Below are 12,762 nucleotides of genomic sequence, written 5' to 3'. Positions count from 1 at the left end.
TTGTGTGAACCGGATCTCTGTAGGAGCTGCCGAAGGCTGCGATCTTTTCAAGGGTTGAATCGCCGATCGTCCGCGCCTGCTATCATGCGCGACACCCTCCCGCACAGGACCGCGTCGCCCCCCATGGATTACCGCAAACCTTCCGACCGCAAAAGCATGCATTCGCGCATCGTCCAGGAATTGGGCATGCAGATCGTTTCCGGGCGTTTTCTGCCGGACGACAAACTGCCTGCCGAGGCCCTGTTGTGCGAGGAATATGCCGTGAGTCGCCCGGTACTGCGCGAAGCCACCCGGGTGCTGGTTGCCAAGGGCTTGGTGTATTCCCGTCCGCGAGTGGGCACCGTGGTCAAACCGCGTCGGGAATGGCACATGCTCGACCCGGATGTGCTGCACTGGTTGATGCAAAGCAGCCCACAGAACGAGTTTTTCAATCTGCTGACCAGCGTGCGCAGCATCATCGAGCCGGCCGCTGCGGCCCTCGCGGCGCAGTTCGCCACCGACGACGACATCGCGTCCATCGGCGAAGCCTACCAGCGCATGGAAGCCGCGCCGACCCCCGAAGCCCTGCTACAACCGGACCTGGACTTCCACAGCCGCATCGCCGATGCGACCCACAACGACTTGTTGGCCAACCTGTGCAACATGCTGTCGGTGGCCATCGCTGAAGCCTTGAAGCACTCCAACCAGCGGCCGAACCTGCATGAGTTGGCATTGCCACGGCACAAGGCAATCCTGACCGCCATCGAAAACCGCGACGCTCTCGGCGCGCGGCATGCGACGCTGGTGCAACTGGATGATGCGCGCAGTGCGCTGAATGTGGTGCTGGGTAACGATCCTTCGTAAGCCAAATCAAAAGATCGCAGCAGCTCCTACAGCGAAATGCGATACACCCGTAGGAGCTGCCGAAGGCTGCGATCTTTTGGAACACGCGCAATAAAAAAAGCCGCAACCTGAGGTTGCGGCTTTTTCATTTCAGCGTGGATCAGTGAGCAAACAGCGAGTTGCCCTTCTGTCCCGCCAGTTTCTCCGGCTTGATCAGGAACCGCGCCAGTGCTGGCAACAGCCACAGCGCACCGAACATGTTCCACAGCAGCATGAAGGTCAGCATCAGCCCCATGTCGGCCTGGAACTTGATGGCCGAGAAGATCCAGGTGCACACGCCGATGGCCAGGCACAGACCGGTGAACAATACCGCTTTACCGGTGGACTTCAGGGTCTGGTAGTACGCCTCTTGCAGCGGCAGGCCCGCACGCAGGAAACTTTCCAGACGGCTGTAGATGTAGATGCCGTAGTCCACGCCAATCCCCACCCCGAGCGCCACGACCGGCAGGGTCGCGACTTTCACGCCGATGCCCATGAAGGCCATCAGGGCGTTGCCGAGCACCGACGTCAGTACCAGCGGCAGCACGATGCACAAGGTCGCCGCCCAGGAGCGGAAGGTGATCATGCACATGACCGCCACGCAGATGTACACCAGGATCAGGATGGTCAGCTCGGACTTCTTGATCACTTCGTTGGTGGCCGCCTCGATCCCGGCGTTACCGGCTGCCAGGATGAACTCCAGGTTTTCGGTATTGTGCTCTTTGGCGAAGTCCTGCACGGCGTGCACCGCACGGTCCAGGGTTTCAGCCTTGTGATCATTGAGGAACACCAGCACCGGCGCCAGCGAGCAACTGTTGTTGTACAGGCCATCGGCCCGAGCGATGGAGTTGTTCAGGACGTCCGGGTTACGCGACAGGGTTTCCCATTTCAGGTTGCCCTCGTTCATGCCCTTGATCATCTGCTTGGACACGGTCACCAGGGAAATCGCCGACTGCACGCCCTCGGTGTTCTGCATCTTCCACATCAACTCATCGATCGGCGCCATGGCTTCGTAGCGCGAGCAGCCTTCAGCCTTGGTCTTGACCATCACCACCAATACGTCAGAGCTGGTGGAGTAGTTGCTGATGATGAAGTTGTTGTCCTTGTTGTAACGCGAATCCGGACGCAGCTCCGGTGCGCCTTGGTCAAGGTCACCGATCTTCAGGTTCTGGCTGTACCAGAGACCGCCGCCAAACGCGATGAGGGCCAGAGCGATCGACACCGGGGCCACCTTCGGGCTGGCGAAGTTCGACAGCAGACGCCAGAACGGATGTTCGCGGGTCGCATCCTTTTTGCTGCGCGCCACTGCGCGCTTGCTAATTCCGACGTAGGAAATCGCGACCGGCAACAGGATCAGGTTGGTGAACACGATCACTGCCACGCCGATGGACGCACCGATGGCCAGCTCACGAATCACGCCGATGTCGATGATCAACAGCGTGATGAAGCCCACCGCATCGGCCAGGATGGCAATCATCCCCGGCAGGAACAACTGGCGGAAGGTCCGGCGTGCTGCGGTCAGAGCGTTCTCGGCCTCGCTGGATTGCAAGGCGATACCATTGATTTTCTGCACACCGTGGGAAATACCGATGGCGAAAATCAGAAACGGCACCAGCATCGAATACGGATCCAGGCCGAAACCGAAGAAGTGCATCAGGCCCAACTGCCAGACCACCGCCACCAGCGTCGTACTCAACACCGCCACGGTACTGCGCATGCAGTTGGTGAACCAGTAGAGCAAGATCAGGGTGATGACAAAGGCGATCCCGAAGAACATCACCACCATCACCAGACCATCGATCAGGTCACCAACCTTCTTGGCGAAACCGACGATGTGGATCTTGATGTTGGGGTTCTGCGCTTCGAACTTGTTGCGGATCTTGTCTTCAAGCTCATGGGAGAACTTGCGGTAGTCCAGGGCCAGCAACTTGCCCTGGTCCTGCGGGTCCGGGTAGGCCTCCAGCAACGGGATGTCGACGATACTCGACTTGAAGTCGTTGGACACCAGCCGGCCAACCTGCCCGGACTTGAGTACGTTGTTGCGAAGCAGATCGAGACTGGCCTGGGAACCGTTATAGCTTTGCGGGATCACTTCACCCCCGGCGAAGCCCTCCTCCGTCACTTCGGTCCAGCGCACGCTCGGACTCCACAGCGACTTGAGGCCGGAACGGTCAACACCGGAAATGTAGAACACTTCGTCGTTGATCTGGCGTAGGGTCTCCATGTATTCCTTGGAGAAGATATCGCCGTCGGTGGCTTCCACCGAAATCCGCACGGTGTTGCCCAGGTTCGCCAGATCGTTGCGGTGCTCCATCATCTTTTGAATGAATGGATGCTCCAGCGGAATCATTTTTTCGAAGCTGGTGGACGGCCGGATCAACGTCGCCTGCCAGAACAGGAAAACGCTGACCAGCAGGCAGATGACGATCACTGCCGGGCGGTTGTTGAAGATCAGGCGCTCGAGGAGTGTCGCCTTTTCCTGATGATGAGTACTCAAGGAAGTCATAGCTGCGCCTTCTTATTATTAACCTGGCTCATTTACCCGACTCGGTGCCGTTAGCCGAGGTGACGCGAACGCCGCCCTGTCCAGCCAGAACCAGATTGCCATTGCCTGCCGCCGTGACTGCCGAGACGGAGATGCGATCCGAACGGTTGACCACTTTGAAGGTTTCGCCATCGTCATTGCTGCGAATCACCGAACCGCCGTTGCCGACGATCACGATGGAACCATCATCGAGCAACGTGGCGCCGGACAGACCGAACTCCAGATCACCACGTTCGGCCTTGAGTTCGACTTGTTCCCAATTACTACCGAAATCGGTGGAGCGATACAGATTGCCGCGCAGGCCATAGGCCAGCAGCGTAGAAGGTTGTGCGGTGCCGATCACACCAAACAGCGAACCTTCGTACGGTCCTTCGAGTTTTTCCCAGGTCTGGCCCCAATCGGCGGAGCGGAACATGCTGCCCTGCTCGCCAACAATGAACAGCCCGGCGTCCTTGACGGCAGCGATGGCGTTGAGGTGGAACTGGTCTTCGTTGTCGAGGCGGTCGCTGACGTCTTCCCAGTGCTTGCCACCGTCGGTGGTTTCCATCAACGCACCGTAGGCGCCCACGGCAAAGCCGCTGTTAGCGTCCTGGAACCAGACGTCGAGCAGCGGCGATTCGCGCTTCAGGTCTTCGAATTGCTTGGTCCAGGTGACGCCGCCGTCTTCGCTGGCGAGGATCTGTGCGTCATGACCGACAGCCCAGCCGTGTTTGTCATCGACAAAAAACACGGAGGTCAGCAGTGCCCGGGTCGGCACCTTGGCTTGAGTCCAGGTGGCACCCTGGTCATCGGAATACAGAATGTGCCCGCGATCCCCGACCGCCACGAGGCGCTTGCCTGCGTGGACGACATCGAGCATCAGGCTTTTGCTGGCCTTGGCCGATTCAATGGAATAAACAACGTCGGATGCTGGCGCAGCCGCGGCCAGCACAGGTGCCGACAGCATGGCAGAGCCCAACAGCGAGAGCGCTGTAGCCAGCAACGCGAATTTGCGTAATGCCGGCGGGCGGCAGATACCCACACCCATGACAGGCTCACTCATAGACCTTCCCCCATTATTATTGTTAGGTCGTTCAACCTTTCTGGGCGCCGCAAGGGTGCTGACCGGGATCACCTGTTTCAGAGCATAGTCCTGAAACCCGCAATCCAGAGCCCCTTCGGAAGCTGGCTTATCCTATCGGTGTTTTTGAAGGGCTGACAATCGACGGCACGTTATGTTTTGTTAACCGCGGGGGTGTTTGGTTTTTCTGAATGGTTGGGTATTAGGTTCGGTGATTTGGAGTTTGAGGTTTAGGATCGGAGTACATACCCGTTGCTGCGGTAATGGCGGCTGGCGGCTTCGCTCTTACAGCGACTCACTTTTCCAAACGCCGAAAAGTAAGCGAAAGCGAGGCGGCCGACCGGCCGGCCTGATCGTTAGCTCGTTCACATTCCCCCTGTAGGAGCTGACGAGTACAACGAGGCTGCGATCTTTTGATTTTGTTTTTTTACAGGCGAGATCAAAAGATCGCAGCCTGCGGCAGCTCCTACCTTGGGCGTGGTATATCCGTGAAATCAGGGTCGGCTGTCAGGCCGCCATCGCGAGCTGGCTCTTCACCACTCCACAGGCCGAGCGTTACCGCAGCAACGGATATGCACTCAATCAGCCAAGGCCTTGGTCGGCCCAGAGGCCGCCAAGTCCAAGACAGCGATCAAGCCAAACTCTTGCTAACCACCTCAAATACATCACTGGACAACTGCCCAGAACCCCGAATCCGCTCCAACTCGCCTTTCATCAAAGCCTGACGAGCATCGTCATACTTGCGCCAGCGAGTCAAAGGCGCCAACTGACGCGAAGCAATCTGCGGATTAAACCCGTTCAGTTCAATCACCAGATCCGCCAGGAACCGATACCCGGAACCGTCAGCCGCATGGAAGTTGATCAGGTTCTGCCCGGCAAACGCCCCGATCAGTGCACGCACCTTGTTCGGGTTCTTGATGTTGAACGCCGGATGCTGCATCAACGCCTTGACCCGATCCAGCCCACCCGGCAAGACACTGCCGGCCTGGACGCTGAACCACTGATCCATGACCAACGGATTGTCCTTGAAGTGCTCGGCGAAGCTCGCCAGAGCCTTAGCCTTCTGTTCTTCAAACGGCGAATTGACCAACACCGCCAGCGCCGTCAAACGTTCGGTCATGTTGTCGCACGCATCGAACTGCTCCAGCGTCGCGGCCAGCACTTCCGGTTTGCCGCTGAGCATCAGGTACGACAAAGCAATGTTCTGCAAGGCACGACGGGCAAAGTGCTCGGCCTCCGCCACATACGGCGTCTGCTTGGACAAATCACGGTTGGCCTGATAACGCAGCCACAGACCTTCGAACAACGCGTCCGCCAGCTGTTTGCGAGCAAATTCACGGGCAGTGTGAATGGCATCGACATCGGCCACTTCGCTGATTTCGGTCAGGTACGCTTCACTTGGCAGCGAGAGCATTTCCGCGACCATGGCCTGGTCAAGCGATTCATCCGACAACACAGTACGCAACGCGCTGACCAGACGCTGATCCAGCACCAGCGTCTCGCCCTTCTGCTGCTGGGCGATTAGTTCCTGCAGCACCTGCACCGACAATTGCTGCCCGGCATCCCAGCGGTTGAAGCCGTCGCTGTCGTGCTGCATCAGGAACATCAGCTGATCGCGGTTGTACGGGAAGGTCAGTTTCACCGGCGCGGAGAAACCACGCAGCAACGACGGCAGTGGTTGTTCGGCGATGTCGACAAACGTGAATGTCTGCTCGGCTTCGGTCACCGAGATCACGCGGGTGGTGCCTTGGGCGGCGGCTTCACCGGCCAGACGCAGGGCAATTTCACCGCCCTTGCTGTCCAGCAGGCCGAGTTCGACCGGAATCACGAACGGCAGCTTTTCAACCTTGTCCGGGGTTTCCGGGCAGCTTTGGCGGAAGGTCAGGCTGTAGGTTTTTGCCGCGGCGTCGTAGGACTCGCTCACCGCCAAACGCGGCGTACCGGCCTGGCTGTACCAGCGTTTGAACTGGGTCAGGTCCACGCCATTGGCGTCTTCCATGGCCTTGATGAAGTCATCGCAGGTCACGGCCTGGCCATCGTGGCGGTCGAAATACAGGTCGCTGCCCTTACGGAAGCCTTCGGCGCCGAGCAAGGTGTGGATCATGCCCACCACTTCCGAGCCCTTTTCGTACACGGTCAGGGTGTAGAAGTTGGAAATCTCGATGAAGCTGTCCGGGCGCACGGCGTGAGCCATTGGGCCGGCGTCTTCGGCGAACTGGTGGGTACGCAGGTAGGCCACGTCCTGGATGCGCTTGACCGTCGCCGAGTTCATGTCGGCGGAGAAATGCGAATCGCGGAATACCGTGAAGCCTTCCTTGAGCGACAACTGGAACCAGTCGCGGCAGGTCACGCGGTTGCCCGACCAGTTGTGGAAGTATTCGTGGGCGACGATTGCCTCGACGCGCTGGTGCGCGGCATCGGTGGCGGTTTCGGCGCGGGCCAGCACGGCGCTGGAATTGAAGATGTTGAGGCCCTTGTTCTCCATCGCGCCCATGTTGAAGTCGTTCACGGCGACGATCATGAATATGTCCAGATCGTACTCGCGACCATAGACCTCTTCGTCCCAGCGCATGGATTTCTTCAGGCTGTTCATCGCGTGCTGGCACTTGTCGATGTTTTCCGGCTCGACATAAATGCGCAGCGCCACGGTGCGGTCGGTCATGGTGGTGAAGGTGTCTTCAACACACCACAAATCGCCGGCCACCAGCGCAAACAGGTACGCCGGCTTCATGAAGGGGTCTTCCCAGGTTGCCCAGTGCCGGCCGTCTTCGCCGGGGCCACTGGCAATCGGGTTGCCGTTGGACAGCAACACCGGATAGCTGTGCTGCTCGGCCACCACGGTGGTGGTGAACTTGCTCATCACGTCCGGGCGGTCGAGATAATAAGTGATCTTGCGGAAACCTTCGGCTTCGCATTGGGTACAGAACATCGTGCCAGACTTGTATAAGCCCTCCAGCGCGGTGTTGGTTTCCGGGTGGATCTTGACGCTGGTGTCGACCGTGAAGGTGGCGCTGGTCGGGTGCAGGGTCAGGTGATTCTCGGTCAACTGGTACTGCGCCTCAGCCAGCTCCTGATCGGCCAAAGTGACCGACAGCAACTCCAGCTGCTGTCCATCCAGTACCAGCGGCGGCAGGCCCGGGCCGCGCTCGGGGTTGCGGCGCATCACCAGTTGCGCGTGGACCAAACTATGGTCCTCGAACAACTCGAAGGTCAGGTGTGTTTCGTCAATCAGGTACTCGGGCGCCTGATAGTCCTTGAGGTAGATCATCTTCGGTTGTTCGGTGCGCATGCTGGAGTCCTTACTGATGCACGGCGAGCTGATAAGCCGTGTATTTACGAATGTTGATCACGCCGGTGTCGAAGATCAGGTATTGGCCCTTGATCCCCATCAGCGTGCCTTCGGCAATCGGATTCTTGTCCAGGTTGAAGCTGACGATTTTCGCCGGATACTGCTCGACCGGAAAGCGGATTTCGAGCGGTTCGACGTCGGCAATCGTCTGGATCGCCTGTAGGCCGAATCGTTCCTGCAATCCTTGCAGGCCCTCGGCGCAGCTGTCGAACAACTGGTCGCGGATCTGCGGCAGATCCACCGACACAGCATCGCCCTTGAGCAAGGCGCGCCAGTTGGTCTTGTCGGCTACCTGACTGCGGAACAGGTCTTCGACGAAGCCCGATTGCTGGCGGGTCGCGACGCGCATGATCGGCAAGGCCTGGCTGGCACCCTGATCGATCCAGCGGGTCGGTAACTGGGTGGCGCGGGTGATCCCGACCTTGACCCCGGATGAATTCGACAAATAGACGATGTGATCGGTCATGCAGAACTTCTCGCCCCACTCCGGCTCCCGGCAGGTGCCTGCGTCGTAATGGCAGCGTTCCGGGCTCATGATGCACACGTCGCACTGGGCCAGTTTGGTCATGCACGGGTAGCAGTAACCCTGGCTGAAACTGGTTTTAGTCTTGCGTCCGCAATGGGTGCAGTGAATCGCCCCCAGGTATTCCAGACGAACAGTGGTGCCGATCAATGGATTGACCGGAACCTCGGCGTCGCCCAGACGAAATGCGTATTGCACGTTCGGCCCGTCCAGGCGCGCCGACATTTTACTGATTGCACCGCGGCCAATCTCAATCAATGGATGGCATCCGACTTGAACAGAATATTCGGCACTTGGATCGACTTGGAGCTGCATTCCTGCGGCCCCATGTAACCGGTACGCTCTTCCTCGGGCAGGTTCTGGACTTCCCAGGCGATCATCGCTTGCAGCGACAGCTCGCGCTGTTCGGCGGTCAGCTTGCCCCCGTCGGACCATTTACCGATTTCCACCGCCAGCTTCAGGCTCTGGTAGATGTCCGGGGTGATGTTCTTGATCATTTCGTTAAAAGAGGACATTGGGTCTCCGTCTCTTTAATGCATGTTCTGAATTAGGCGGCCAGTTTACGGCGGTTATACAAACCGCCCAACAAACCGGTGAAGCATCCGATGAGTAACCCGCTGACGTGGGCCGCGTTGGCGATCTCGCCGAAGCCGATCATCGAGACCAACCCGGACAGGCACAACAGCAGCCACACCAGCATCATCACCAGCACGCCACGGGGCAGGCGATAAGCGGCGTTCGGCGCCAGTATCTGGAAAATCCAGCAATGCCCCAGCAGGCCATAAAGCACGCCGGACAAGCCGCCGAACAGGGTCGGGCCACTGAAATAATATTGGGCGTAGTTGGAGACGAGGCCGAACAACAAGGTCAGCCCGACCAGGTTGATGCTGCCCTGGCGCGACTCGATGCGTCGCCCCAGCTCCCAGTACCACATGCCATTCATGGCCAGGTGGAGGATGCCGAAGTGGATCAGCATCGGCGTAACCAGTCGCCACCACTGCCCCGCCGCCAGGCTGTCAGCCAGCGGCACGAAATGGATGTACTCGCCGACGATGCGGAAATCGAGGAACGTCAACCAGCGCATGGTATCGAGGTTGTCGCCCAGCAACGTGACCGCGCCGACGATCAAACTCAGGATCAGCACCAGCCCCGTGGCTTTCGCGTGCCGCACCTGCTCAATGAAGCTCGGGCGTTTGCGGGTTTGCGCCGCCTCGGGTATGTCCAGTTGCTGATCGGGGTCACCTGCCGGGAAGCGTTCGTAGAGGGCACGGACGTCTTCACTGATGTTTTGTGGCACCCACAACACCTGTTCACCGGACTCTTCGCTGACCCGGTGCGGCACCTGCATGCGTTGCAGCAGTTTGACGAACCCGCTCAGGTCCACTGCCAAGGGCAGGCGCAATACCGCTACCGCACTCATTGCGACCTCTCTTTCATTGCAACACCTCAGGCCGCTCGACATCGACCCAGACAAATTTATGCGGATCGAGCCGCGTTTCCTGATCCAGGCGATAGGCGACCAGTTTGCCGTAGAGCACGGCGCTGTAATCCAGGCACGCCAGGTTGGGGCGAATCGGCGCCGGTTTGCCGCTGCGCCAGTAATGGCCGACGAACAGCAAGGGTTCGTCGACGCCGTAGCGCAACAGGTTGTTCTTTTCAGTGGAGGTCAGTGGCGTCTGGGCCACGGGCTCCGGCAAGGCGTCTGGCTGGAACACGATATCGCCGTACGTTTTCGGGTCGTCTTCCCAGAACTTGGTGCGGAAGAACGAACGCACCAGGCCGTCGCCGCTGGTCATGGTCAAACCATGGGGCAAGCGCATGTCGGTACCGCGCAGCAGACGATCGAACACGGTACAGGCAAAGGAGCCGGACTCGGCCGAAGCCTGGAGGAAATGCTCATCAATGCAACCGTTGGGGAACAACGCCCGCAGCGGTTCGATCAGACCGGCATCCCAACACGCATGCACCACGCGGAAACGCCCGGCATCGAGGAACAGCGGCAGTTCATAGAACCATTGCTGGAAGTCGTGCCAGTCGCCGGGATGGTGTTCGAACTGAGTCAGGGTTTCGTGCAACAGACGGGCGTGGCGCGGCGTGTGCTCGCGCACGAATTGCTTGCCACTGCCGGGCAGCGCCGGTGTCACCCAGCCCAGCGCGTTGAATTCGTGGTTGCCCATGATGCACAACGCCTGACCGGCCTCGACCATGTCGTGAACGATGTGCAGCGCCTCGCGAATCCGCGGGCCACGGTCGATGATGTCGCCGACGAACACCGCCATGCGCGATGCATGGCGCCAGACGCCACCTTGTTTGTGATAACCGAGCCGGTCGAGCAAATGCTCAAGGGTCATTGCGCAACCGTGCACGTCACCGATCAGGTCGTAGCTACGCGCGGGATCGAGCATCAGTCGCCTCCACCACCCAACTTGCTGCCCCAGCCGAGTTTGGTCCGGCAGACTTCGTAGTAGTTGTGGTCGAGCGGATGGATCAGCCGCAATTTCTGCGCTTTTTTGCTGACGGTGATGGTGTCGCCGGGCGCGCAGGTAAAGTGGTTCTGCCCGTCACACGAAACTTGCGGGTAAATCTGCATATCCTTGGACACGACGATTTTCAGCTCACTGTTGCCATCGACCACAATTGGCCGGCCCGACAAGGTATGGGGGTACATCGGCACAATTACAATGGCGTCGAGCTTGGGATGCATGATCGGCCCGCCGGCGGACAATGCATACGCGGTGGAACCGGTCGGCGTGGCGACGATCAGGCCGTCGGCCTTCTGGCTGCAGACGAACTGGCCGTCAATGTACAGTTCGAACTCGATCATCCGCGTGGATTTGCCGGGGTGCAGCACCACGTCATTCAGCGCGTCGCCCTGGCCGATGGCCTCGGCATGCCGGCGAACTTCAGCCTGCAGCAGGAAGCGGTTTTCCACCAGATAGTGGCCGTCGAGCACTTCGGCGACCTTGATCTCCAGCTCGTCCGGGCGAATATCGGTCAGGAAGCCGAGGCTGCCACGGTTGATCCCCAGTACCGGAATGTTGTGCTTGGCCAATGCCCGGGCAGCACCCAGCAGACTGCCATCACCGCCCACCACGATGACCATGTCGCACACTTCGCCGAGCATCTTGCGCGACGAGGTTTGCAGGCCGTGGCCCGGCAGGACTTCGGCAATGGTGTCTTCGAGAATCACGTGCAGGTGACGATCGAGCAGAAACCGTTTCAGTCGGCGGACGGTATCCAGCACCTGGGAACTGCCCAAGCGACCGATGATGCCGATATTGCGAAATTGCTCCATGGGGCTCCTGCTGGGAATCTGTGCGGCGACGAAAAACACGATTATGGGCGAAAGCCGCTGATAGACAAAATCCTTTCAGCCTCAAGGGTGTGCTCGCGTTTCGGGCTATGCTCGCAAGATGATCCTATTTCCAGATTTGCTCCAGTTACCCCACCAGTTGCGCCACCCGGAAGTGCGCGACCTGGCATGGGTCATCCTCGCGCCGCCGATGCTCGCCAACACACCGTGGCCGCAACGCCATCCGCTGGCTGGCAGCGACTGGGTGCAGGCACCGGACCGCCTGGAGCACTGGTTGCGCCGGCTCGATCAAGACAGCTACGGCCTGCTCCACTGGCTGGCCCAGGCCCGCACTCGTCGCCTGGGCTTGTACTACGAACGTTTGTGGCAATTTGCCGTGGAGCACGCGCCCGGCATCGAGCTGATTGCCGCCAACCTGCCAATCCGCCGCGAAGGCCATACGTTGGGCGAACTGGACATGCTGATGCGTGACCGGGACGGCGTGCATCACCTGGAACTGGCGATCAAGCTCTATCTCGGCCCGCAATCGGGCGATGGACGCGACACCGCGCAGTGGCTCGGCCCCGGCTGCCATGATCGGCTGGACCGCAAGCTGGCGCATCTGAGCCAGCATCAACTGCCGATATCCGCGCGTCCCGAGAGCCGCGAAGTGCTGGCGGCACTGGACATCCAGCAGTTCAGCGCACATCTGTGGCTGGGCGGTTACTTGCTGTATCCATGGCCGGGACAAGCCGCCGCACCGAGTGGTGCGCATCCACAACATTTGCGCGGTCGCTGGCTGCATCAAAAGGACTGGTCGGCGTTTTTCGCCCAAAGCCCCACCGGCCGTTGGCAACCCCTGCCCCGCCACGCCTGGCTGGCGCCGGCGCACTACACGGCGGAACACACCTGGAACACGGAACAACTGAACGTGTGGCTGAGTGACCTCGACCCACTGGCGCCAGCGCAACTGCTGGTGCGATTGATCGAAAATGCCAAGGGCGACTGGGAAGAAGCCGAGCGGTTGTTTCTGGTGGCGGATCTTTGGCCGAATGTGCCGGGGCAAGGTTGAGCACCGTGTTGACTGGACTACCGCTATCGCGAGCAGGCTCGCTCCCACATTTGAAATGCA

The 12,762-nt window shown here is 59.7% G+C and carries 10 protein-coding genes; 2 read left to right on the top strand and 8 right to left on the bottom strand.

Annotation, left to right across the window (positions count from 1 at the left end):
* Positions 1-123: 123 nt before the first annotated feature.
* On the top strand, positions 124-843 hold the full coding sequence (locus KVG88_RS00960; RefSeq protein ID WP_191630474.1) for a FadR/GntR family transcriptional regulator: 720 nt from the start codon (positions 124-126) through the stop codon (positions 841-843).
* A gap of 139 nt (positions 844-982) precedes the next feature.
* Here the strand turns inward: KVG88_RS00960 and KVG88_RS00955 are convergent, their stop codons facing one another.
* The 8 genes from KVG88_RS00955 to KVG88_RS00920 all read right to left on the bottom strand — a co-directional run bounded on the left by KVG88_RS00955 (position 983) and on the right by KVG88_RS00920 (position 11,633).
* Positions 983-3,367, bottom strand: coding sequence for an efflux RND transporter permease subunit (locus KVG88_RS00955; RefSeq protein WP_150702122.1), 2,385 nt, complete (start codon positions 3,365-3,367; stop codon positions 983-985).
* Between the two features lie 28 nt (positions 3,368-3,395).
* Positions 3,396-4,448 carry a YCF48-related protein gene (locus tag KVG88_RS00950; protein ID WP_217870002.1) on the bottom strand — a complete coding sequence of 351 codons (1,053 nt, stop codon included), beginning with the start codon at positions 4,446-4,448 and terminating at the stop codon, positions 3,396-3,398.
* Positions 4,449-5,097: 649 nt separating this feature from the next.
* On the bottom strand, positions 5,098-7,755 hold the full coding sequence (gene pepN, locus KVG88_RS00945) for an aminopeptidase N (protein WP_217870001.1): 2,658 nt from the start codon (positions 7,753-7,755) through the stop codon (positions 5,098-5,100).
* A 10-nt stretch (positions 7,756-7,765) separates the two neighbouring features.
* Positions 7,766-8,596 (bottom strand): DUF2797 domain-containing protein, encoded by an 831-nt coding sequence (locus KVG88_RS00940; protein WP_217870000.1) that lies wholly within the window; start codon positions 8,594-8,596, stop codon positions 7,766-7,768.
* Complete coding sequence (locus tag KVG88_RS00935) at positions 8,593-8,853, bottom strand: YeaC family protein (RefSeq protein ID WP_150702118.1); 261 nt, start codon at positions 8,851-8,853, stop codon at positions 8,593-8,595. Before KVG88_RS00935 ends, KVG88_RS00940 begins: the two co-directional genes overlap by 4 nt.
* A 32-nt stretch (positions 8,854-8,885) precedes the next feature.
* Entirely contained in the window at positions 8,886-9,758 is an 873-nt protein-coding gene (locus tag KVG88_RS00930) for a rhomboid family intramembrane serine protease (protein WP_217869999.1), read from the bottom strand.
* A 13-nt stretch (positions 9,759-9,771) separates the two neighbouring features.
* Positions 9,772-10,743, bottom strand: coding sequence for a metallophosphoesterase (locus KVG88_RS00925; protein WP_150702116.1), 972 nt, complete (start codon positions 10,741-10,743; stop codon positions 9,772-9,774).
* Positions 10,743-11,633, bottom strand: coding sequence for an NAD(+) kinase (locus tag KVG88_RS00920; protein WP_011333623.1), 891 nt, complete (start codon positions 11,631-11,633; stop codon positions 10,743-10,745). Before KVG88_RS00920 ends, KVG88_RS00925 begins: the two co-directional genes overlap by 1 nt.
* Before the next feature lie 118 nt (positions 11,634-11,751).
* Here KVG88_RS00920 and KVG88_RS00915 point away from each other — a divergent pair, with 118 nt between their 5' ends.
* Positions 11,752-12,702, top strand: a complete 951-nt coding sequence (locus KVG88_RS00915; protein ID WP_150702115.1) for a DUF1853 family protein — start codon at positions 11,752-11,754, stop codon at positions 12,700-12,702.
* The last annotated feature ends 60 nt before the right edge of the window (positions 12,703-12,762 follow it).

The organism is Pseudomonas azerbaijanoccidentalis, assembly GCF_019145495.1.
Lineage (GTDB): Bacteria > Pseudomonadota > Gammaproteobacteria > Pseudomonadales > Pseudomonadaceae > Aquipseudomonas > Aquipseudomonas azerbaijanoccidentalis.
This window is presented reverse-complemented; position numbering and strand designations above follow the sequence as displayed.